This window comes from Porphyromonas sp. COT-052 OH4946 (assembly GCF_000765965.1).
Taxonomy (GTDB): Bacteria; Bacteroidota; Bacteroidia; order Bacteroidales; family Porphyromonadaceae; genus Porphyromonas; species Porphyromonas gulae.
Genome location: NZ_JQZY01000024.1, coordinates 1 through 24,845 on the forward strand (window position 1 = coordinate 1; position 24,845 = coordinate 24,845).

At 47.1% G+C, this 24,845-nt stretch carries 17 protein-coding genes; 5 read left to right on the plus strand and 12 right to left on the minus strand.

All coding sequences use genetic code 11. From position 1 onward, the window contains the following. Window positions 1-2,075, minus strand: a 2,075-nt coding sequence (locus HQ50_RS12215) for a DNA methyltransferase (RefSeq protein ID WP_039417990.1), incomplete at its 3' end; no start/stop codon positions are given. A gap of 8 nt (window positions 2,076-2,083) precedes the next feature. Continuing rightward, window positions 2,084-5,377, minus strand: a complete 3,294-nt coding sequence (locus HQ50_RS08210; RefSeq protein ID WP_039429647.1) for a helicase-related protein — start codon at window positions 5,375-5,377, stop codon at window positions 2,084-2,086. A 1,195-nt stretch (window positions 5,378-6,572) separates the two neighbouring features. Here HQ50_RS08210 and mltG point away from each other — a divergent pair. From mltG to HQ50_RS08235, 5 genes are read left to right on the plus strand one after another with little or no spacing between them, the layout of a single operon-like run. Beyond that, complete coding sequence (mltG, locus tag HQ50_RS08215) at window positions 6,573-7,667, plus strand: endolytic transglycosylase MltG (protein WP_039429649.1); 1,095 nt, start codon at window positions 6,573-6,575, stop codon at window positions 7,665-7,667. Continuing rightward, window positions 7,664-8,413: a ThiF family adenylyltransferase gene (locus tag HQ50_RS08220; protein ID WP_039417994.1), complete on the plus strand. Its 750-nt coding sequence runs from the start codon at window positions 7,664-7,666 to the stop codon at window positions 8,411-8,413. Before mltG ends, HQ50_RS08220 begins: the two co-directional genes overlap by 4 nt. Beyond that, the gene (locus tag HQ50_RS08225) at window positions 8,410-9,069 is read left to right on the plus strand and encodes an ABC transporter ATP-binding protein (RefSeq protein ID WP_081960071.1); all 660 of its coding nucleotides are present in this window, start codon (window positions 8,410-8,412) and stop codon (window positions 9,067-9,069) included. Before HQ50_RS08220 ends, HQ50_RS08225 begins: the two co-directional genes overlap by 4 nt. A gap of 31 nt (window positions 9,070-9,100) precedes the next feature. Beyond that, window positions 9,101-9,805, plus strand: coding sequence for a ComEA family DNA-binding protein (locus HQ50_RS08230; RefSeq protein ID WP_039429652.1), 705 nt, complete (start codon window positions 9,101-9,103; stop codon window positions 9,803-9,805). 6 nt (window positions 9,806-9,811) lie between these two features. Then, entirely contained in the window at window positions 9,812-10,414 is a 603-nt protein-coding gene (locus HQ50_RS08235; protein WP_018965999.1) for an L-threonylcarbamoyladenylate synthase, read from the plus strand. Between the two features lie 15 nt (window positions 10,415-10,429). Here HQ50_RS08235 and HQ50_RS08240 read toward each other — a convergent pair whose 3' ends face one another. The 10 genes from HQ50_RS08240 to HQ50_RS08285 all read right to left on the minus strand — a co-directional run bounded on the left by HQ50_RS08240 (window position 10,430) and on the right by HQ50_RS08285 (window position 24,820). Next, on the minus strand, window positions 10,430-12,730 hold the full coding sequence (locus HQ50_RS08240; protein WP_039429654.1) for a GH92 family glycosyl hydrolase: 2,301 nt from the start codon (window positions 12,728-12,730) through the stop codon (window positions 10,430-10,432). 24 nt (window positions 12,731-12,754) lie between these two features. Then, the gene (locus HQ50_RS08245) at window positions 12,755-15,100 is read right to left on the minus strand and encodes a GH92 family glycosyl hydrolase (RefSeq protein ID WP_039429657.1); all 2,346 of its coding nucleotides are present in this window, start codon (window positions 15,098-15,100) and stop codon (window positions 12,755-12,757) included. Between the two features lie 89 nt (window positions 15,101-15,189). Next, a complete protein-coding gene (locus HQ50_RS08250; RefSeq protein ID WP_033317196.1) occupies window positions 15,190-15,594 on the minus strand; it encodes a rhodanese-like domain-containing protein in 405 nt (134 codons plus the stop codon). 36 nt (window positions 15,595-15,630) lie between these two features. Then, window positions 15,631-16,275, minus strand: a complete 645-nt coding sequence (pdxH, locus tag HQ50_RS08255) for a pyridoxamine 5'-phosphate oxidase (protein WP_039418002.1) — start codon at window positions 16,273-16,275, stop codon at window positions 15,631-15,633. 165 nt (window positions 16,276-16,440) lie between these two features. Beyond that, a complete protein-coding gene (locus tag HQ50_RS11720; protein WP_052074926.1) occupies window positions 16,441-17,091 on the minus strand; it encodes a hypothetical protein in 651 nt (216 codons plus the stop codon). 437 nt (window positions 17,092-17,528) lie between these two features. Further along, window positions 17,529-18,803 carry a DUF4010 domain-containing protein gene (locus HQ50_RS08265; RefSeq protein WP_039429658.1) on the minus strand — a complete coding sequence of 425 codons (1,275 nt, stop codon included), beginning with the start codon at window positions 18,801-18,803 and terminating at the stop codon, window positions 17,529-17,531. A 425-nt stretch (window positions 18,804-19,228) separates the two neighbouring features. Beyond that, complete coding sequence (locus HQ50_RS08270; RefSeq protein ID WP_039429660.1) at window positions 19,229-21,376, minus strand: peptidylprolyl isomerase; 2,148 nt, start codon at window positions 21,374-21,376, stop codon at window positions 19,229-19,231. A 106-nt stretch (window positions 21,377-21,482) separates the two neighbouring features. Further along, the gene (locus HQ50_RS08275; RefSeq protein WP_018965821.1) at window positions 21,483-22,736 is read right to left on the minus strand and encodes a hemolysin family protein; all 1,254 of its coding nucleotides are present in this window, start codon (window positions 22,734-22,736) and stop codon (window positions 21,483-21,485) included. Further along, window positions 22,733-23,386 (minus strand): LPS export ABC transporter periplasmic protein LptC, encoded by a 654-nt coding sequence (gene lptC, locus HQ50_RS08280; RefSeq protein ID WP_230623969.1) that lies wholly within the window; start codon window positions 23,384-23,386, stop codon window positions 22,733-22,735. Before lptC ends, HQ50_RS08275 begins: the two co-directional genes overlap by 4 nt. 81 nt (window positions 23,387-23,467) lie before the next feature. Continuing rightward, on the minus strand, window positions 23,468-24,820 hold the full coding sequence (locus tag HQ50_RS08285; RefSeq protein WP_026292329.1) for a lipopolysaccharide assembly protein LapB: 1,353 nt from the start codon (window positions 24,818-24,820) through the stop codon (window positions 23,468-23,470). Window positions 24,821-24,845 lie beyond the last annotated feature (25 nt).

Sequence of the window (24,845 nt, forward strand, 5' to 3'; positions counted from 1 at the left end):
GGTGGATTACCGATGACAATGTCGAAACCGTTGCGTCCTGAGGGGCGATTGAAGACATCGTCAAACCAAGTGTGCCAAAGGAAGAAGTATGGATTACCCATGATATCAATATTGGAGATATCTAAGACTTCTTGTTCTGCCACTTTTTTTCGTTTAGCCTCGACTTCTTCATGTAAAGCTCTCTGTACCCCCTTCTCTAATCTAATGTTCTCGATTTGCCGATTAATAATGTCTTTAATTTCATTTTTTAGGTGCTGCTTTTCTTTGCTATCATGGCAACCATAGTAGGCTTCGAGTTTACGACGCAGCAAAATTTGGTTTGTGCTGCTTTCATCATCGGCAAACTGTAAATATAGCTCAGCCTCTTGTGGATAGACAATATTTGAACTATCTAATATCTTGCTCAAATCATGTCCCTTGTAGCTCTCAAGGAGGGAGTTTCCCTGCATAATCTTGTAGTCGAGGTTGGGTAGAGGATGAGGCATATCCTCATCCACAACAAGAGAGAGCCAAAAGCGTAGGCGAGCTATGTCTACAGCCCCTTGCTCAATATCTACACCATAGATGTTGTTTTTGATGATTTGACTTTTGATTTCAGAGGGAGTAACAGACAACTCCTCCAAAGCTATACGACAATGGTAGAGTTCGCGTAATAATCCCATAGGGAAAGCACCTGACCCAATAGCAGGGTCGCAAATTTTAACTTCCTTAAGTCGTTCTAATACTATAGAGGAAAGATTATAGGTCTCCTGTCCGGCTTCGTATTTCAGAAGGCAATTAGCATCATTGCTACGCACAAAATCAGCAATGGCTTGGCGAGCCTCGCTCTGTTCATCTATATCTGTTTGTAGATAAGCGATGAGTGATTCTCTACACATATACTGCACAATCTCCTTAGGCGTGTAGTATGCTCCTTTCTCTTTATTGTCCTCCAGAAGACTCTCAAAGATACGCCCAAGCATCTCGGGGTCTACTCCGACTTGAGCATCATTAGGATCATTTTCATCAATGGTAAAGTTGTATTGTGAGAAGAAGTCGAGCAATCGTGCGAAATATTCACTGGGAAATTTGACGGTAAGTAAATCATTTTCATCCTGCTCAAATAATCCTCCATTGAGATAAGGGATGCGCACCGTAGTACCAATGTCGGGGAAGTTTACACCTGTGTTAAAAAGGTCACCCTCTACTGTACGGTCTGTATTGAGAGCACCATAGAATAGAGGCTCTAAGACGACTTCTACAAAGTTTTCTTTTTGCTCAGGTGTAGCAAATTCTAAGAGATGTTGCATAAACCCAGTATCACCTTCGCCCCAATTTTTACCATCAGGGACTCCCAGCCACCCCTTGCGTTGCAGATAGTGCAGGAAGACAATACGCCCAAGCAGTTTCTTAATGTAATCTCGGACACGCTTTTCATCTCCTATAAATTGGGCCATCAGTTGGACATGTGGCTCACTTATCAGTTTCTCAATCCACTTCCCTCCTTGCTTCACATAACGCTTTCCCGTAATATATTGTACAAAATCTGCGTAATGCTCTCTATACTTATCAAAGAATTCTTTGTTGAGAGCTTCTACAGAGAAGGCTTCCTTGATTGTGCTGAAACTAACTCCTGCCCCTTGAAGCTTAACAAAGCGACTAACAGCCGTATTATAGCAATTCGCAGCTTCACCAAAAACGAAGGTATATCGTTTGGGAGCAGTACTGTCTCCTTTGAGATCACTGATAAATGACAAACGCCAGTGGTTGCCATCATCGAAAACGACAAGAGCGGCATCAAATTCCCCCCAAGTTGGATTGATAAAGGACTTGACAAGATTGCGAAGCCCTACACGCTTGTTGACAACAGAACCTTTCTTGATTTTGTAATGAAACAAGCCTATACGATAACTATCAGTGGTATCGATGCTTCCCAGGTAATAACCCTCATCAGCTGAATCACCGATGATCCTTTCGGGCTTTTCTTTCAATTCACTTACGTGGAAGAAACCTTGCAGGAACGAATACCATTGTTCCAAGTTGAATGACGATTGAAACAGGATTCTTAGAGCATCGGGGGTATATGCGTTTGCCATAATAATTCTTATTTGAAGTATTCAGATATGATGATTTGTGGATTGGAAACATCTTGAGCATTGTGGCGTTGTTCCTTGTTCATTGTCTGATACCCCACGATCAACTTGTCGATTTCCATTTGCAGTTTATACTCTTCCTGCTTCATTTTGAGGCGATCATTTTTGTACTCTCGAGACAAAGATTTCAGATAACGAGGTAATTGGGAATAGATCCCCTCATTGATATATCTGATGAGAGTATCGCATTGCAACTTCAATTGGGTATCAGTCGTAATCTGCTTGATGGTACGTAGGAATTTATTGGCTTCAAGCGAAGTCTTATCAAGATCTACACGATTAATAGATGAGGTATCAGCAGCCTCTACATATTCCGTAGTGTATTGATCCAATGCACAATTGACGTGCTTGTAGTGCTCTATCTCGTTGGTGAATGGTATAGGCAATTCTTCCGGTTTTGCCTTGAGATATTTTACAGCATCCAAGAAATCAATCGCCTCTACTCCCTTGGACGTAGCCAAGTAGAACTCCATTTTCACATTCGAAGAAACAAAGATTACGGACTTGCCTCTATGCTTATCTTTTTCACGCATTACACGGCTTTTCATTGGCAATGCTTTGATTTTGTGATAAAGCTTACGATCACTATTATAGACGTCTCTTACCTCCCGAAGAAGAGCGATCTTCTTGTCGATACTATCCTTGACATTGTTGTCGAACATTTTGAACACCTTCACGATTTCCTCTTTGGAGTAGATTTGTGCATCCTCACCAAATGCAGAGTGGAAACCTTGCAGCTTAACAAGTGCATTCTTATACAACTGAATTTCCTTATCTCCCTGCTGCGAGGGGTAGAACATATAGTTGTAAATGCTGGGAGCAACTGATCCGATACGGTTTACACGACCTATACGCTGCATCAAGCGGGTGGCATTCCATGGCGAATCGTAATTGACAATTACATTGGAACGATGCAGGTTTACCCCTTCGGCAAGCACATCTGAGGTTATAATAATATTGTACTTCGTTGATTCGTTCTCGAAATTGGCGTCGAAGTTTTCTTTGATGGTTGGCATCAAACGGTTACGGTTAGCTGCTGTTACCATAAGGACGTCAGTACGGCCAATTTCTTTTGTCAGTCTTTCATAGAGATAACTCAAAGTGTCTACGCTCTCGGAGAAAAGCACCAGTTTACCTGATGGATTTATTGCTTTGTCAAAGAATTTATGAGTAAGATTTTCACGGAACTTGTCAAATTTGGGGTCGTCTTGCTCCTGTTCCCAGTCGGAATTGAGGCGTTGCAATATCTCCCTGTCGTGATGGAGCATATTTAGAAATATGGGATCGAAGCAGTCGGCGGTAAAAAGAATATCCTCTCGAACATATCCTTTTGCAACTGCATACTCGATAATCTGGTCAAGCTCCATATTTTTTGCTTGGAGGTCTTTCACTTTCAAATCGGGGGCAATGATAACCTTGTTCTCCTCAAACATCTTAATCATATCATTAGTGATACGGAGAAGAGTGCGAAGTGATCTTTTGAAAGCATAGAAGCTGCTCTCCAATCGCTTAACCATGTGCACACGATAGATACCTGCTAATGTTTGACCGATGTGCACCGCATTTTTGTATTTGCTACGGTATTCGAGTTTCAAAAACTCAACGGCACGATAACGAGCATAGTCAAGTCCTTTGCCCCGGGGATTGTTTTCAGAACGACCATCTGTGAGTTGTTTGAGAGTCTCGTAGAAACGCCCTCTTGTATCAACATCCATTTCATACTCCAGCTCATTTGGGGGTAAGATATTGGGGAATATAATACCCTGCGATTTAATATCCGCCTTATAGTCGGGATCGTTGAGAATATTGTTTCGGGTACGGCGGACAGTAATCTTATCGATTACTTTACCACGAATCTGCTCATATATTTTATCAACCTCGGAAGTGACATCACGCTGAGCACGTTCACGCATCAACTTCTTGTACTCATAGATGAGTGGGGTAAAAAAGCCTTTGAGATTGGGAATACCATCAATAGTACAGCCTTGACTGTTTTGGAACAACAGCAACTGATTCAGCAAATCATCCGGGCGATTGTTCAATGGAGTTGCTGAAAGAAGCATCACTTTCTTCTGTAAACTCTTGAGGAAACCCAGATTGGCACATGGCGACTTACATATCTTCTGCAATTCATCATACTTGCCGGAGCTATCGCTACGGAAGCCATGCGCTTCGTCTACAATAATCAAGTCGAATTCTTCCTTATCCTTATATTGGTCACGTCCTTCAAGGATCTTTGAGAGGCTGCCATTGGTAATGAATTGTGCTTTCTTGTAGATGCCGAACAGCTTCAGTGTATTCTTCCAGTTATCTTCGAGAGCCGGAGGATAGACTACAAGGATATTCGTATTTCTGCCATTTTCCTCCACAAAGCGTTTGGCTATCATTGTGGCTATCATTGTCTTTCCCAAACCCACCACATCGGCAAGGAACAAACCATTATGCTGCATCAGCATTTGATAGCCTTGGATAACAGCATCTTTCTGATACTTCAAATCCTTAACACCATCAGGCAACTGAATAGAAAAATCGTCTTCTATTTGATCACCAAAGGTGTCAATCAGTACCTTGATATATAGTTCATAGGGTGTGGGCTGATAGCCCAAGTATGTTTCCGTTGTATAACCGCCAATGTCTTCTGCTGTCAGCGGAATCGCTTCGCTCCACAAAGCCCAAAATTCATCGGAGCAATATTTGACCTCATCGAAGTCTTTCATTGCCACATTAAGCTCATATTGGGGTGGCTGCTTGATTCCCAATCCGGAGTCGGATATGTTGGAAGATCCCATAATCACCCAACCGTCACTATGCTCACTGTGGTTTTCCGGCAAACATAGATAGAACTTCGCATGCAGGTTCTTCGTAGCATGGATACGCATTTGCAAACGTCCGGAGACGAGGTCTTCACACATCTGCAAAATGCCTTCTTCCACTTCGCGTGAGTACAAAGCATTGACGATATCTTCCTTAAATCCACTGTGGTAAATCTCTTTGGCTTTTTCTTCATCGGCCAACATCAACAAAGCCTTGTTGTGCTTGCGAAAAATATCATCGATATTGATTCCTACCAGAATCTTAATCTCAGAAATATCGCCCAATTCTTTTCGTAGCTTAAAGTATCCCGAAGAACGGAAATAGCCTACTACAGCTAAAAAAGAATGGAGATTTGGCATACCCTCTGCAATACCCTTAAATTTTTCGAAGAGTGTATTACCATGATTGTTATTGAAAAACTTAGTACTCATACTGTCTTTATTTCACTAAATCCCCTGAGTTTGCATCAATCAAATCTGCCACACTGAAAAAAGTAGAGAAGCTTGCGTGCCTACGATTGCAAGCATAAATATAGGCGAGACTAAAATCCATGCTCAACCGTTTGTTGAACTGTACCTGTAGCACCTCGCTTTGCTAAAACTCCTCTTTGATAGAATTGCTGTATATCTTTTCTCTCTTCGGATTTCTGTATAGCGATTTTGCCTACAAAGATATGAAGTTATAGCAAGCGAAATAAACACATATTAGGGGAATTAAGGAATTGACATTCTATATATTAAGCGGAAATCTTGGAAAAATTTATGATAAGCTTTTGAAAGCAGCCACTAAGGAGATGCTTTTTCTGCTGTCAAGTGCGACAGATGGGATAAACAGCAGAGATTTCGGGGCATCGGGGTTGGGCTTTTTTGCTACATTTGCAGAGCGATAGGCAACTCGCAAAAGTATAAACAGAATTATATAGGAGAGGACTTATACACCGGATATAATCACCTGAATGACAGATATATGGCAATAGATATGCATACGGATTTCTCTTTTAGCAACAATCCATTGAGACGATTCATGGGGGCTGATATAAGCGTCTTTCATCGCAGTATTCGGATGAAGAGCTGATACGCCTATGATGAATAGTGAGATGTAGCTCTGCTGTAAGTCTCCAAAACATATACGACACCCGCTCGATTCAAGAAGAAATCGGGTGGGTGTCGTCGTTTTATTACCTTACGAAAAGGTTTTTAGAAGGATGGGATTTATATAGAAAACGTTTTCGATTTATATATTTATTGAAATCGTTTTATATATAAATGGAAAATGATTTATATATAAATCGAAAACGTTTTATATATAGATCAGCATTCGATCTTTTGAATAGAGGTTTTTTACTTCACAAAGGTCGATTTATGATTTTTCCGACTTCAAAATCCACTTCTTTTCAGATGCTTATTTGGAATGATTCTAAACTCAGCTTCGTTGTTGAAAACTTTTTTGGCACGTAATTTTAGAGAGGGCTTATGGTATGAAGAGAGGGCAACTAAGTTGCTCAAAGAAAGGGTATGCCTCGCATGCTTTTACACCTATATGAAGCTATGCACGCTTTGAGATTTATGGAGAGCCGTAACGATTTTGACGAAACTCCGGAGCAGGATAAATGCTTTATCTTTGGGCATGGTTCAGAAAAAACGCAAGAAAACGACCTCCGGCAGATCCGCCTCCCACAGAAAAAGAAGGAGTCGCACGCGCAGAAGAGCTTTCATCCTTTGGGTCACGGCACTGCTGCTCATACCGATTGCCCTTGTCTCGCTGGGAGCTTACCTGCTGCTGTCTCCTGCCGGCAATGCCCGGGAAAACACCTATATATACGTCCGACCAACTACGAAACTGACCGATGTAGAGCGACAGCTCCAGCAGAATACCCGACTGCGAAGGCCTTCGTTTTTTCATCTGGCAGCTCGCTATTATAAATTAGGAGAGAAGCTCCGCCCGGGCCGCTATGGGATAGCTCCGCGAATGAATACCAAGCAGATATTGGAGACTTTGGCGCACGGGAAACAGTCGGCTGTACGCTTTCACCTTCGCCACGTCCGCACACAGGAGGATCTCGTCGGAAGGATGACGGGCAGACTGATGATGAAGCCGGAAGAGCTTTCGTCCCTGTTGGCCGATTCCGCTTTCTGCGATTCGCTGGGATTCGATCCACACTCCATCCGCAGTCTTTTTCTGCCTGAGACATACGAAGTGGATTGGGACATCAGGCCGAAAGAGTTGGTGCTGAGGCTGAAGAGATACTACGATCGCTATTGGACAGCTGAGCGGCGGAGTCTGGCCGACTCATTGGGGCTGACGCCGATCCAAGTATCCGTTATCGCATCCATCGTGGAGGAAGAGTCGGGCAAAGCTGATGAATACCCGCAGATAGCCGGTCTCTATATCCGTCGCTTGCGTGAGGGAATGCTCCTGCAGGCCGATCCGACGGTGAAGTTCGCAATAGGAGATTTTTCCATCCGCAGGATCCTGCATGTCCATTTGCAGACGGACTCTCCGTACAACACTTATAAAAACAAAGGACTGCCACCGGGCCCGATCCGGCTACCGAAGACCTCGACCATGGACAGCGTGCTCCGAGCGGATCGGCACGGCTATCTGTATATGTGTGCCAAGGAGGACTTCTCCGGCCGGCACCGTTTTGCCCACACCTATGCCGAACACCAACGCAATGCGGCTCTCTACCGCAAAGCACTCGATGAAAGGGGGATCAAATGACCGAAGAGACGGAAAAGCTCCTCATGGGCGACAGTTGGGATGAGAGGACGGAGCTGCTCATAGGCACGGAAGCAGCCGACAGGCTGCGTCACTCGCATATACTGATCGTCGGCACCGGCGGAGTAGGTGGCTATGCTGCAGAGATGCTCTGCCGAGCAGGAGTGGGCAAACTTACTTTAGTAGATGCCGATGTAGTGAATCCGTCCAATATCAACAGGCAGATCATAGCCCTGCACAGCACCGTCGGCCGGCCTAAAGTAGAGGTATTGGCCGATCGTCTGCTGGATATCAATCCTCGGGTAAAGGTCTACCCCGTTGCCTCCTTTCTAAAAGATGAGGCCATGGAGGAGCTGCTGGATGCAGCCAAATACGACTTTGTGGTCGATGCCATAGATTCGCTCAGCCCGAAAGTATTCCTCATCGCCCTAAGCAAGCGGCGAGGCCTGCCGGTGATCAGTTCGATGGGAGCAGGAGCCAAACGCGATGCCTCGCTTATCGAGGTGGCGGACATAGCCCGATCGTACAACTGTACGTTGGCGCGTGCCGTCCGCAAACGGCTCCGCAAGCTAGGAATATCACGTGGCGTGCCGGTTGTATTCAGCAGCGAATTGCCGGACGAAAGTTCTGTGATGGAGATCGAAGGAGAACGCTGCAAACGCTCCACAGCCGGTACCATATCCTATATGCCGGCTATTTTCGGTTGCAGGATAGCCGCTTATGTAATAGAAAAACTGACCGAACAATGATTATAGAAGCTCGCAACATTCGCAAGAGTTTCGGCTCACTGGAAGTACTGAAAGGGGTAGACATTGCCATCGATCGCGGAGAGATAGTCTCCATCGTCGGCACAAGCGGTGCCGGAAAGACTACGCTGCTGCAAATCCTGGGTACGCTCGATCGGGCAGACAGTGGAGAATTGTGCATCGACGGCACCGATATAATGAGTATGAACAATCGGAAGCAAGCCGAATTTCGGAATAGACGGCTGGGATTCATCTTCCAATTTCATCGGTTGCTGCCCGAATATACAGCTCTGGAAAACGTGATGATACCGGCTCTGATAGCTGGAAAGAGCCGAAAAGAGGCTTCGCAAGAAGCCGAACGACTGCTTTCCGAGCTGAACCTCAGCAGCAGAGCCTCGCACAAGCCTTCGGAACTCTCCGGCGGTGAGAAGCAGCGAGTAGCCGTGGCACGTGCTTTGGTAAACCATCCGGCCATCATCCTTGCCGACGAACCGAGCGGCAGTCTGGACTCAACGCACAAGGAAGAGCTGCATGCTCTCTTCTTCCGTCTGTGCCGAGAGATGGGACAGACCTTCCTGATAGTCACCCACGATGAGAAATTGGCAGCCGGCACCGACCGCATCCTCCACATGCGCGATGGGCTGCTCTTCTCCGAATAAACCAACCACAAGACAAGCTCCCGACACGTAGATGAAAGATTTCTTCCACTTCGGCAAATCGGAAAGCATTATCAGCGCTCTACTCCTGATGATGGTCATCATCGGGCTATTCATCTTCAAAGCAAGGCCGGCCAGTGGCAGCGCACCCTTATCCGAAGCTGTTCAAACGCAGGCCGATCAGCCGATGGAAAAAGAGGAAAAGAAGGATTACGTCAGATCTTATTCCCCTTCAAAGCGATCCCCCAAGAAAGTCCGGGACAGCATCGTCACCGATGCAGACTACGTGGGGCCTCCTGTCAGAGAAGCCTATGCCCGATCGACCGACAAATTTCCCCGTGGTACAGTGATCGACCTGAATGCAGCCGACTCGGCCACACTCACACGCATACCCGGGATAGGGCCTACATTCGCTCGGCGCATCGTATCATACCGCCGACAGCTTGGTGGCTACTATACCGTGCTACAGCTACAGGAGGTTTATGGTATGGACTACGAACGGTTTTGCAATCTGAGACCGTGGTTCAAAATAGGAATCAAACCGGATCGTATCGATCTAAAAGGAGTCGTAGGGGATAGTATCCTTCGGCATCCATACATCAACTATAAGCAACGGGCCGAGATCAAACGGCTGCTGCGTAGCAGCCAATGGCAGGGTAGCTGGGTACAACTACTGAAGCTACCGACCTTCACAAAAGAAGACAGTATAAGACTTTCACCCTATTTCGATATACACTGAAATAATATGATCATCAAGATTTACCCCGACAACCCCAACAGACGAGAATTGGAGCGTGCCGTATCGGCTCTTCGCGATGGCAAAGTGATTATCTACCCCACCGAAGTAGGATATGCCTACGGATGCGATGCTCTCCAGAATCGGAGCGTAGAGCGGATATGTGAGCTGAAAGGTGTGGATCCTCGGCGCAAAAGCCTCTCGATCATGTGTTCGGATATGAGCATGGCAGCCGAATACTGCCGTATAGACAACGAGGCATTCCGCTATATGAAGGACAATCATATGCAGAAATATACCTTCGTCCTACCGGTCGGAAGTTCGCTGCCCAAGGTATTCAAGAATCGGAAGCAAGTAGGTATCCGCCTGGCTCTTCATCCGCTGACCCGTCTTCTGGCCGAATCGCTCGGCAGTCCTTTGCTGACCGGCTCGCTCCCCCTCGATCCTGAAACGCCCGAATACGCTTCGGATCCCGAGCTGATCGAAGAACGCTATGGCCTTACGGTAGAAATGGTACTCGACGGAGGGATCATCCCGTTCGAGCAGACCACCGTAGTAGACTGTACCACCTCGCCCTACACCATCCTTCGCGAAGGCGGAAGCAAGCTTTAGGGTTATAGAAACAGATCAGTCGCCCGGATAGGGATCGGCAGAAGGGGGAGGCGTATCGACTCCCCATAGTTTGTTGGGGCGCGGTCCCATCTTCAACTCCAGCGTGCCGCCTTGGGCTATGTCGCTGTGCTGGAACCATGCTTTATCCAAAGTTTTCCCGTTGAGCACAGCCTTTTGGATGTACTTGTTTTCTGCTCCGGCACCGTTGGCGATGATCGTAAGGTGGTTGCCGCCACCGAGATCGATCGTTATCTTACTGAAGAAAGGACTACCAATCACATAGACCGGTAAACCCGGCGTGACGGGATAGAACCCCATCATCGAAAAGACAGCGAATGCACTCAGTCCTCCGCCATCTTCGTCTCCGGGGACTCCCATCAGGTCGTTTCGGAACCATTCGTTTACAAGCTCATGGATCAACTTCTGCGTTCGCCATGGCTGACCGGCATAGACATATAAATAAGGTATATGCAGGCTCGGTTCATTGGCCATGGAAAACTGACCTACATTGCCTGTCTGGTCAGGCAGCTTGGAATAAAAGTTGAACTTCCACGTGCTCATCGGAGTGCGGAAAGTCTCGTCCAAGAAGCGGACAAACTGCTCCGGTCCATCCATCAAGGCGATCAGATCATGGAAGTTGTGCTGTACGTCCCAGCGATAAGTGTAGGCATTGTTCTCATCGTAATAATCACGTGCGCCGGGACCTCCATCAAATTCGTAATCGAAAGGCTGAATGAAGCGTCCCTTCTCATCTTTGGGATGAAAGAATCCCGTCTCCGAATTGTATAGATGCCGGTAGTCGTAGCTCCTACGCAGAAACTCACGCGCTTCGTACTCATGCCCTGAGAACTGCGCCAACCGGCTCAAGCACCAGTAGTCATAAGCGATAGCAAGCGTAACGGCTACAGCCTGCCGCTTTTCCCAAGAGTGTATGGTAGGGTCTGTCTCCTTTTGCCCCTGTGGCAGTGCAGGGTAGTAGCCTTTCTCATCGAAAAAACGATCGAGTGCACCTTTGGGCATACGCTGCCAGGGTGCATACGTCTTCTCGGCCATCACTTTTTTGGCTACCGTATACGCCTCATTCAGATTGAATCCCGTAAGACCTTTGGCATAGGCATCGGCAAGCATGGCTATAGCATGATTGCCATTCATACGATGACTGTCACCCGTGACTTCGGGGAAGGTAGGCAACCATTTTTCGGGGCTCAGCAAGGCCATACGAATGTAGGAATTGACCATGTGGGATTCCATCTCCGGCTCCAAAAGAATACGCAGCGGATGTACAGCCCGATAGGTGTCCCACACCCAATCGTCCGTATAGAAAGGAATGCCCCTGTCCGGATGCACAGCATGATCTTCGGCACTGTAGAAATGACCATCCTCCGAGATATTGATCATCCGTTCGTAGGTACGATAAAGACTGGTGTAGAATACCTGTCGCTGAGGAATCGTACCTCCTTCGATCCGAACTTTTCCCAAAGTTTTATTCCACTCGTTCCGTCCCATTTTAGAGACCACTTCCACATTGTAAGCCTGTATTTCCTGACGAAGATTCTTTTTGGCTTGTGCCACACTGATGTAAGAAATACCATAGCGAAGGAAAAGATCCGATCCGACCGGATCGTAGTTCAGTACGAGAGTTTTGCCCGTTGCCGTCCCCTTATTCCAGATGTACTCGCCCTTTTCCGAACGGCGGGCGTAGGCCGCAGGCTGCTGCTCCGTCTCCATGTAGAGGAATACCCGCGTACTGTCCTGAAGATACCGATAGCCGGATATGGCATTGCCTTCGGCTGTCAATTCTCCTTTCTCAGAGTGAACGACGAGGTAATGCCGGCTACTGTCGGCATTGAAGCGCAAGCGGTAAATGGCACTGCGAAAAGAAGGAGCAAAATCCACCTCTACATCCTCCTCATCGAGCAAAACAGAATAGCGGTAGGGACGTACCGATTCATTGTCATAGGTATATCTCGCAACTGTAGGGATGGAATCCGGCAGTTGATTCAACGGACTGAGGCGGAACGCATTTGCTCCACGATGGGAGGTCAGCAGCAAGGGCAGTCCGTCCATCAACTGGGAGGTATAGTCAGCCCGTGCCGGACACATGCGCAACATGCTATTGGGCAAATGTACAGTGGGGAAAGTGGGAACGAGCAGATGGCTGATATTGCCCATATAAGGATTCACATAGTCCACCGGATCCTTGAATATGTCCGTCTGGACATCGTCTTTACATCCGGCAGAGCTTAGTGTAAGAATCAAGAAGCCAAGCAGGCTCATCAGTACAGATCGAGGCGTAAATGCTTTGTTCGTATTCATAGTCCGAAGAGGGGAAATGTATGATTAATTACTGTGATTAACGTGGGTCTGTTGCTCTATAGAGAAGGAATAAGGTCTGTCGCTTTCTTTCGTACCGCGGCTATAATCGGGCTTTGCATCCATCGTCCACCGAATGGATGCAGAAGAGCGAAGCTGTTCGTGAGTCAGGTAATTGCGGGTCCATTCTTTTCCATCTACGCTGATCGACCGAACGTAAGGTGTATCGGCACTGTTGGCGGGAGCATGCAACACCGTTTTGTGTCCGTCGGGAAAAGAGAGTATTACCTTAGAAAAAATCGGTGAACCGAGTACATACTGATCCGTAGCGGGTGTAACAGGATAAAAGCCAAGAGCGGAGAAAACGTACCAAGCCGAAGTCTGTCCGTTGTCCTCATCGCCACAATACCCGTCCGGAGTAGGACGATAGAGCCGCCCCATCACTTCGCGTAGTCTCTCCTGCGCTTTCCACGGATAGCCGGCATGATTGTACAGATATATCATATGCTGTATGGGCTGATTGCCATGAGCATAATTGCCCATATCCGTTATCTGCATCTCTCTGATTTCGTGGATGACAAACCCGTAATAGCTCTCATCGAACATAGGAGGGGTATTGAATACGGAATCGAGCATAGACACGAACAGGCGATCGCCTCCCATCAGGTCGATAAGCCCCTGCACATCATGAAAGACCGACCAAGTGTAGTGCCAGGCATTGCCCTCCGTGAATACATCTCCCCATTTGAAAGGGGAAAAAGGTGTTCGGAAACTGCCATCCCGATTCCTGCCACGCATGAGTTTGGTCTCCGGATCGAACAGATGACGATAGTTCATCGAACGATGAGCCAATGTGTCCAACGTAGCTCTATCCAAACCCAATGTGCGCCCAAGTCGGAAGATGCACCAATCGTTATAAGCATATTCGAGCGTACGGGCAGCACTTTCGTTGATGCCTGCATCAGCCGGAACATAGCCTAAGGAGTTGTACCACTCCCAACCGCTACGACCCGTGGAGGAGATTTTCGGATGGACGGCTTTCGTAGCATGCAAGAGTCCGTTCATCAGCGTACGGGTATCTCCTACCCGAACGCCCTTGAGGTAGGCATCGGCGAGGACAGAAGCAGAGTTGTTGCCTATCATACAATCCCGATGGCCCGGACTGGCCCATTCGGGGAAGAAACCGCTCTCGCGATATGCATTCAGCAGACCTTCCTGAATTTTAATGTTTTCATCGGGATACAGCAGATTGAGCAGGGGGAAAAGGGCACGAAAAGTGTCCCAAAATCCGGTATCGGTATAAAGATAACCGGAAAGCACCTCTCCATTGTAGGGGCTGTAATGCCGAGGATTGCCGGAAGCATCCTCCTCATAGAAGCGACGGGGAAAAAGCAGACAGCGATAGAGGGCGGAATAGAATGTAGTACGCTCGTCCTCCGTTCCTCCCTCTACGTGTATGCGTCCGAGTACCTTATTCCAAGCTTCGCGACCGGCGAGTTTGATCCGGTCGAAACTCCGCCCTTTGACTTCTGCAAGATTTCTTTCGGCCTGCTCGGCACTGATAAAAGAAGATGCCACCCGAACGGTAACCTCTTGCGAATCGAAGCAGCAGGCTGCCCACGCCCTTGCACCCTCGCCTGTCTTGCCGGCATCTGTCTGAAGCAGGACATCGACCATAGGAGTATCGGACTGCAAGATGAAATAACAGGCGAAGTTAGCCGGCACACCTCCACTATTCTTGCGAGATATGCCCACTACGGTGTACGGATCTACGACGCTAATCTCCGAACCATCGCTAAAGGCATCGAGACGGAGCCATCGACCGGAGCTGCTCGCGGCATTGCCGGAATAACGTATGCGAAAGATAGCTGCCCGCTCGGTCGGAGCCATCTCCACACGTGTGTCGTAATCGGCCAAATAGACACTATAATAGTATGGTGTCGCCGTCTCCGCTTTGTGCGAGAACCACGAAGCCTGTTCGTCCGAAAAGAGTTGCTTGCACCACTTAGTCAGAGCCACGGAGTCACTTGAAGACGGCCTCGACGGTGCTGTAAGAGGAAGGAGAGAGAACTGGCCGTAGTCGTTGATCCACGGACTGGGTTGGTGAGTCTGTTTGAATCCGCGAATCTTGTGTGCCGAATAGGTATATTGCCAGCCGTCACCGGGTATACCGGTCATCGGAGTCCAGCTATTCATCCCCCACGGCATACCGATGACCGGATAGGTATTGCCCGCGCTCAATTCGAAAGAGCTTAACGTACCGATCAGCGGATCGACATAATCCACATAGTTCTGCGCAGACAAAGGCCTGCCGACAAATAAGCAGAGGATGGCTGCTATTCGAACGATATATGAGGACTTAGGGCAATCCATTGGCGGAGAGAAACTATAAAAGGAAAGAAACATGAGCCATGGGGCATTGCTTCGTGGCTCGCTCTTCCCCATGGTTCTCAGACGATTAATCACTTGTACGGATAGCCTTTGTATCCGCCGAGAAGGTTGTAAACAAAATAGCCTCTACGCAAAAGAATATCGGCAGCTTTGGCACTTCGTCCTCCGCTCCGGCAGTAAATGGCTACGGGACGAGCCTTGTCCAACTCCTGATCGGCCTGCTCCTTGAAGTTACTGTCCGTGACGGGCAATAGCTTGGCATTGGCAATATGACCCTGGGCATACTCTTCCGCAGTACGAACGTCGATCAATTGTATGGCGGGATCAGCCAATAATTCGCGGAAGCGATCGGCATTGACATTGTTCACGATCGACTTGTCCGCCGAGGTATCTGTCTGCGCTGCATTTTTGCAGGCACAACCAAAGAAAGAAACGAAAGACATAAACAGTATCGCAAGAGTTAGTTTTTGTTTCATTCGAATGGGATAGTTTTTGTATTGAGTGACGAAGAATTATGGAGCTAAGCGGTGAACAGACCAAGAACCATCAGGCTGGAGTTCGTACAGGAAGCGATCGTGCAAGCGACTTTCGCGCCCTTGCCAAAATTCTATTCGTATCGGTTTTACGGCAAAGCCTCCCCAAGTGTCAGGACGTGGCACAGTGCGACCGGCATATTTGAGCGACTCTTTCATGAACTCCTGTACGATGAAAGAACGTCCCGGTATGGGACGACTCTGTGGTGAAATGCGTGCCCCTACCCGACTTTTGTACGGGCGTGTGGCAAAGTAAGCATCGCTAAGCTCCGGCTCCAAAATGCGTACATCCCCCTCCACATGTATCTGACGCTCCAGTTCATGCCAGAGGAATGTGAGACAGACGTGCGGATTGGCAGCCATTTGCTGTCCCTTGCGACTCTCATAGTTGCTGTAGAAGATAAATTCGTTGTTCATAAACTCCTTCAGCAAAACGGTACGCGTACTGGGACGACCGTCAGGAGTAGCTGTCCCGACGATAACGGCTGTAGGCTCATATGTCTTGGCTTCGACCGCATCTTGCAGCCATCTGGTGACAAGGTCGAAAGGAGTAGGTGTCAGGTCGCTGGCGGAAAGGCTTCGTTTGTCGTATTCCCGCCGGATATTTTCGAAATGTAAATCCATGCTTTTGTGGTTTTTATTGTCCGGACAAAGTTATGCCATTTGAATTGTCGTTCCAAAAAAGCCATGAATCACCGACAGCAGGCCACAAGGACAAGTCCATCACCCTACTATTCTACGATAGACAAGTGGGACAGACGGCTCCCATCGGGCAAGCCTTTTTCTTGATTAGGGAATATCGACAGCAGAGGAAGAGAAGACCATTTCGAGCAATTCCTCACGTGGTCTATCCAACAAAATCTTTACCTCCTCTAAGGCAAAATTTTCTATCGATTCATCCTCAGAATAGCCTTGGGAGAGAGCTTGCAACAAGCTATCGGCTTCGGCCTGCCTTCCCAGAAGCTTCAGGTTCCCTACTCTACTCGTGACTAAAGCGATATATGTATTTGATTCGGGAGTGATCGAATCGGACATAACCCTGTATAGCCGATCCGCTTCTTCATACTTGAGCATCGCTCGCCGTATATCTTTCGAGTAGCGTTCATAGCAAGCTCCAAGCATCGTTTTGGTATAGGGATCCCGGGGTCTGATCCTTTCCATCTCTTTCATAGCAGAAAAGAGACCTTCTATCTGTCCGACCTTTCGCAAGAAAGCGGCCTTATTCCGGTACGCGATGTAGTAATCGGGATCGATAGCCGTAGCCTCGTCAAGCAGTCGAATGGCTCTCACGACTTCGATCGAATCCCCAAGCAATGCCATCCTTACGGCACTGTCGTTCAGGACAATAGCCTCTTCTCTACCCTTTCCTTCTCCTCTTTGGGTTTGACAAGCAGAGAATGGCAGGAGGAAAACAAATAACAGATAGACGAGTTTTCTCATTCTCAATGGATATATCAGAACCGAACAATCATTATATCGAGCTGAGTTTGCCTCAACTCCAGAGCACAAAACTACAGATTATCTCTTCTCAAGAGATAAGATAAAAGACTTTTTTCCAAGCACTTGTATTGTCACTCAAACGGATTCATGCCAAGAGGAAAGAAGATGAAACCATTGGAAGGGATCCACTTATTTGCGGGTTTCCGATTGAGGTCTTATAGCCTCTGTTTCAGGGATGTAGATGCTGCCGATAGCAAGGGTCTAAAGGGGGCTAAACCAAAGTATATAGTTTGGCTTTGTCAAAGTATATAGTTTGGTTCGACCAAAGTATATAGTTCGGTTGAACCAAACTATATAGTTTAGTTTGACCAAACTATATAGTTTGATCGGGGCATGTTTTTAGCTTGGGCAAACCGGGGTTTTAGGAGGCCGATGCATCACAGCATATAGAGCAGGAGGATGACGACCAGATTCAATGCTATAATAAGGCCAAACCCTCTCCACGTCCATTTGGTGGTCTCCGGCGTACTCCACACTTTCGTGTATGCAGCCTTCAGGATATTGTTGCTGGTCATGACCTGCATGGTGGCGATCAGTATCATTGTGGACGTAATCTCATAATGCCCCTGGAAGAGGTTCAGCAGGAAGGGGGTAATATCCGTGAACCCAACGATAAAGGAGAGTGTAGTCAATCCGGCCGATCCGAACTGCGTGATCATGAATTGCGTTAGTGCCGAGAAAACCAAATAAAGGATGGCAAAAACCAAAGCGACCTTAAACTCCAACGGATTATCGTTGGCAGCATCGAGCGTGTCGAGGGTTTTGGCCTTTTCCCCTTTTTTATAAAGAAGATAACCCACAGCAGCTGAGACAAGGAAGAGGAGCAAGAAATAATGCCATGAGCTGAGGGCAAGGCTTCGATTGAAGATAAAGAGCAGGATATATACGCGGAAATACATCATGGCGGAAGCGATAATGATGGATCCGGCATACATGCGAGGGCTATGCTTGCCCTCCTTGCTTTGCTTGGCCAAAATGACTGTTGTGACCATACTGCTGTAAAGGCCTCCGAGCACTCCCGAAAGGATCAGACCGGCCTTGGGAAACATATACCGGCGAAGCAGGTAACTGAAGTACGATACCGCAGAAACGACGACTACGGCCAGCCAGATTCGATAAGGAGAGACGGGAAGCAAAGCCGAAATCTCCTGATCCGGCAGCATGGGTAAGACAATAAAGGCAATGATAATGAACTTGGCCAGTGTGATAAACTCATTCTCCCCTACCTGTGCACTGAAGTTCTGGAGGGGCTTTTTGATCTCGGCGAAGATCAAAACCACGACGAAAACAAGAAGAGCTATCCAAAGAGGACAACGCTCTATGACAAGGGGGAAGGTATAGACCAAAAGTCCCAGCATCACAGTCGTCAGTCCATACTGTCCCTCTTCGCGGATTCTCATCACATAGAAGATCATCATGAAACAGGCAATGACGATAAAACCTATGAGAAACGGCCACATCTCCTCTTTCGATGGGAGCAGGAGGATATAGCCCAATAGGCCGAAAAAGGTGAAAGTGCGGTCTGTTCCGAAAATCCTCTTCTCCGTATTGGCCTTACTTTGCTTGTGCTGCTCCATCCCCATACTGAAAGAAAAAAGTATGACGAGCATGAAGTTGATAAACTCTTTCGGTATCGATTGCCAAAGTTCCATAGCGAGTGATCCAATTTTATTATTTCCAAAGGTATATAAAACCCCTTATGCTACGGCATGGCGAAGCCTAAAGACAGACACTAATCCGTGTGAATTTGGAGCGACAGAGTCCTTTCATTGCTTGTTCAGATGATGAGATCCGGAATGCGAGAGGATGAATTCTTTTCGTCAAAGGGCCATTTTGCCTTAGACTATTCTCCTCCCTCTTTATGAAAAAGGGAAGGTTCTCCTACTGTAGTACAAGGCAGATTTCTGACCGTATTATCCCTACTCTCGTAAAATAAAAGGGCTCCGGCCAGATCAATTCTTATGCGGACTACAAAGTATTATTCCTTCTCATGTAAAATAAAAAGCCCTGCTCCCAAAAGGGAACAGGGCTACAAACAGTAAGAAATACAATAAGGTATTACATCCCTATGTATGGCTTAGTAGAAACGGGCACGGTTGTCTGTGACAGGCACCTGGTCAAGCATTTTGCGGAATGCACGGTATGCTGTCTGCTGACCGAGGGCACGACGTTTTTGAGCTACCTGAGCTTCTACACTCTGACCGGCAGCTTTTTCATTTTGCGTCAAAGGCTTTACTACCATCACGTAGTTGCGAGCAGCAAAAGGTTCGGACAGCTTAGTCAGCGGCGTAGACATGGAATATCCGGCCAATTCGGCTGCTTCACCTCCACGCGGAGAGTAGCTGATTCCCGCAAGCGTGTCGATTTTTGTGTTCATCGCAGAAGCATAGGCTTCGAGATTGTCCAGTTTCTTGGCTTTCAGATCAGCCACCAGTTTCTCGCCTTGCTTTTCGACACGCAGCTGATTAGCGATTTGCTCTTTGATCTTGTCCATAGGACGATAGCCGGAGGGGATCTGCTCTTTTACGGCAGCAATCACCAAATAATCGGTACCGCAACGGAAGATCTTTTCGTTTACCTCATCCTTCTCTGCTTTGAGAGCCCAGCTAACGATCTCACGAGAGGAGGGGATATTGCCTACGTGATCCGAGAATACCGTCACTTCGGCATTTTCCTCTATACTCAAGCCCTTGCTGCGTGCCTGTTCCGCGAGTTTGGAGAAAGGATTGCCGGAGTTCAACATCTCGTTCAGCTCCGCAAACTTTTTATTGTATGTCTCATCAGAGAAGTTAGCATCTACTCCGATATAGGCAATTCTGTATTTTTCTACAGCCGGCTTGGGGTTGAACGCCTTAGCCAGGAAAACGAACTTGTCCTGATTCATTTTGATCACTCTATTTACCGGAACGCTGAAAAGAGTGTCGAGGCGCAGCTGCTGAGCCATAGCCTCAGTAATGGCACTATCCGGCATTTGGGTGAACTGATTGGGGAATGTCAATACACCCCCTACTTCGCGAGAGCTGGGATCTGCACTGAATGTACGAGCCGCAGCAGCGAAGTCACCGCCTGCATTGAGAGCATCGCAAAGGCTATCGGCCTTAGACAGATTGGCAGAGTCCAATGCTATGACAGCCATATTGAGCGACTCGAAGCCGGACTTTTTAGCCACTAATTTTACCAAAGAATAATGGTTATTCTCCAACATCGGCACATTAACCTCACCCGGTGTCGTGGTCTTGATAAATTCGGTGATGTTTGCACCAAGATTCATACGATCGAGTTCGGCAGAAGTCAGGAAGGAGGGAGAAACGAACTTATCCGAATAGTTGCGGGCAAGAGCTTCCATATCGCTTTGCTGTTGCATCTCGGTGCGTACCTTCTGCATCTCCACTTCTGCATTAGCCATGTCCTGAGCACTCGGTACTACTTGAGAACTAATATATTGGACGATGGTAGAGGGATATTTCTGCACGAAGAACTCTTTGTGCTCGTTATAGTATTTTTTGATCTCCTCGTCTGTTGCACGAATAGAAGTATCGCCAAGCACCGATATAGGAGCTTGTGCTACGGCTATTTCGCGACTGGGGACTCCCGCTTCGTATTTGGCGTCAATATCATTAATGGCATAAGATCGGGTTAGCAGGGCTCCCAACTTTTCCTGCATACGCGTATCTGCGATTTGCTTTTCCACGTTCTGCCACTCGCTTTGGATTTCGTACAAATAACCTTGCTGGTCGGCAGGGAGAGTTTTAATCTGTTTTTCGCTGATTTGATTGAGAAAATCGTTCACAGCAGCCTTGTCTGAACTATTGATGCCAAATTGAGAGAAAAACTGTTGGGCGAACATCGAGGGCTGAACACCATCGCCGATAATCAAAGCCAATAACTCCTCAGGGCTTACCGTAAGTCCCAACTTCTCAGCTTGCTGCTGGAGTACATAATCTTGTACATACTGCTGTGCCAGCTGATTGTTCAGAGAAGCACGCTGTTCGTCGGTGATCTTTGTTCCGTTGCGTTCGGCGCGTTTCTCCATCACTTTGAGACGCTGTTGATAATCGTAGATTTTGATTTTCTCTCCGTTAATGTCCAAGACTACTTCTTGACTCTGACGGAAGAAAGTAGATCCGGATCGGAGAAAGTCTCCGATAATAAAGGCAAAAAGAGCCAGACCCACCACTACGATGAGTAAACCGGCTTTACCCCTAATTTTCTCTAATGTCGCCATTTTGTTATTATGTTTTCTATTTATTATGCACTATTAAGAATGTGTTTATTAAGCCACAAAGATACAAACCGACTTCAAAATGCCAAGCCTTTCAATTGATTGTTTTTTAGTTCGATTGGTCGTCGATGGACATTTTTACCAGTTCGATCTTCGTAGAAGAGGATCTAAGAATAGTAAAAGTATAAGAGCCGATCTCCACGACTTCGTTGGTCATCGGGATGCTCTGATGGGTGTTCAGAATAAATCCGGCCACGGTAAGGTAGTCGTCAGACTCAGGCAGGGACAAGCCAAAACGCTCGTTTACATCATCTATTTCCATACGACCGCTAAACAGATAGGTATGGGGAGCGAGCTGTTTGGCTATGATCTTGCGCGTGTCATGTTCGTCCTCTATGTCACCGAAAATCTCTTCTACCAGATCTTCCAAAGTGACCATCCCGGCCGTGCCTCCCAGTTCGTCGATGACGATCGCAATGCTCTTCTTGCGCTGCATGAGTAGGCGCATCAGTTTATTGGCATACATACTTTCGGGTACGAAGACAGTAGTATTGATACGCTTCTGCCAGTCCTGCCCACGAAACATTTCGCTCGAATGAATATATCCCACTACGTCGTCGATATTCTGCCTGTAAATGATGATCTTGGAGAGACCTGTATCAATAAAAGTTTTTTTGAGTACCTCGATGTCCGTTTGAAGTTCACATGCGATCATTTCGTTGCGCGGAATCATGCAGTCACGTACCTGAATACCGGAAAAATCCAAAGCATTCTGGATGATTTTCACTTCGGTAGTCAAGTCGTTCTGTTCGTTTTCTCCGGACATATTTTCAGCCAAATAATGATCGAGGTCTACACGCCCCAACCCTACTGTTGTAGGCACATAATTCTTGTCTACCAGACGAATAAAAGAGCGAGATAAACCGGTGAAGAGTTTAGACAGAGGATAAAGCAGATAATAGATGGCCACGATAGGGAGAGCAAATACCCTCATCATCATATTGGCATTGGTCTTGAAAATGGCTTTGGGTAGAAATTCCCCGGTAAACAGTATGACGATAGTGGATAAGACAGATTGGAGAATGACGATCATAGCATCGTTATCAATCCATTGTGTCAAAGGTGCAGCCAGCAATCCTGCCATCAGCAGACCATAGACCACCAAAACGATATTATTACCTACAAGAAGGGTGGTCACCAGTTGGTCAGGATGTCGATACAGCAAGTTCAATGCTCTGCCCGTGAGATCGCCTTTATTCCTGTCCAACTCAAGACGCAGTTTGTCCGAAGAAAGGAACGCAATCTCAGCACCGGAAAAAAAGCCGGAGAGTAAAAGTGTAATCAGTATGTACAGGTAATTCATTTTTGCTCTTTGGTGGTTGGAGAGGCCGATGGTCTCGGCATGAAAGGAGAAGTGGTAGGCCTTGCCGTCCGATCTCCTCTATGAATCGGTATAGTGTCGGCAGATTTGTCCTCCTCTTCACTCACATAGTAGTCACCGGAATGATTGAATATGGTGTACTCACCCATATCTTGAGTTGCGGTGAAAGATGTTCCTCGGAGTATTTTGTCGGGGCTTTGAATGTAGACCGTATCATCGGAATAAACGATGGCGTTCTTCTTATCCCATATAAATCGGGGGGAATGGAAGTTCTCATCATTCATATTGCGGATATGTGCATGACCAATGAGAATAAAGCGATCATCATCGATCATATAATAGGCAGTATCCGCCACGATAGTGGCTAAGATGTGATTCAGGGTGTCGAAGCGTTCTACATAGATCCCATGGGGAAATAGCCAGTGAGGTTTTTCACCCCTGTCATATATGAACCAATCTTTGGTTTTCATCCTGAACTGTACCAATCCGGAATCGGATATTAACGTATTGACATCAGTCGTGTGCATCGAATAGGCCGAATCCAGATTCAGATCATGTTTGACTACTTCCGTTTTACCCCTCCGGCAAGCAGCGAAAGATAAGAAACAGAAAAACACAACGACTGCTTCCAACAGAAGCAGTGTTGTGTTCTTGATAGTTGTTATTCGTTGGCCGGGGTCCATGCGCAAACGAATTTGTGTACCGGAATGGAATTAGCGAATGACAGTAGATTCGCCGATCCATCCTCCGACAAAGAGGCTCTTACCTTTTTCCAAATCCGGATGCATAAACACATCGGCCGGTGAAGGGAAGTTGCGGCTATACTGACTGATCAGACGATTGGCTCTGGGAGCACAAGAAGGATCGATACTCTTGGCACGCTGGAGCTTGTCCACTGCCAAGAAATATACACAGCGTGCCTTGATGGCATCACCGGGGAAGACAGTATTGGCCGTTGCTGCATACATCTGGGCAATCAGGATAAGAGCATCGCCCATCGCAGGATCTTCGGCAAGAGCTTTGTTACAATACGAACGTGCCGTAGAGTAACTACCCTGCTTCATGGCCAAGAGACCCAACGTATAGTTGCAGGCTGCACGGTCTTTGGCATTCTTACTCAGTTCGATAGCCTTTTGGAGATAGTCACTGGCCTCATTATATCGATTTCCTTCCATTGCTTCTTTGGCAAGACCCATAGCTGCTATAGCTGAGGGCTGTACGGCAAAGAGGTATTTATTGGCTTGGAAATAAAGTGGGTGAGTCTCACAATCAGAAGCATGGAACATACCGAGCATATTCTTCAAGAAAGTCGTATCCGTCTTGTTCTCCTCCAGCTTATCACCATACATTTTCACCAAAGTATTACAGTCTGCAAGACCACTTTGAGCAAAGAGTTCGTCGATCTGGGTCTTGAGCGGCTGAATAAATTCTTTGCCCTGCTCATCCACTACCTCCAACTGCTTCTCCATAGCCTGGGATGCAAACGTATAATCCTTAATATAGGTTTCATGCCATGCCTCATTTCTGATAGCCTTGTTCAGAGAAGAGTAGGCATAATAGAATAGAGCACGAGGCGTAGCATTCTCTCCATGCTGATCGATGGTCGGCTTGATCCATTCATAAACCTTGTCATAATCCGTTTTATCGCCCATGTATTGCATGTAGTCCGACACCTTGCTGGCCATTATATAGTCCGTTCCGTACTTGGGATCCTCTCCGAAGTATTTGGCGCGGTCATCATACAGCTTTAGAATTTTATCGATGATCTGCTGACGTTTGGCCGGATCCTGTTCGTTTTGTAAGCGCCATTCGCTAATCTTCACACCGTAGATATAGATATTCTTCGTGGAAGCCGGGCACTCCTCATAGGCTTTCTCCCAAAAATCGTAAGCGTCCTTGTAATTACCCGTTTTCGCATAAGAGGTAAAGAGACTTATGTTTTGGCGACAGCGGATACTGTCTTCTCCACTACCGAATGGGGTATTTGTTTGGGCTCCGGTTTGAGCAAAAGCAGTGCTTGCGGTAAAAAGCAATGCTGCCGTTGCAAACAAATTTCTTGCATTCATTTTCTTCTTTATTCTTTTAATGTCC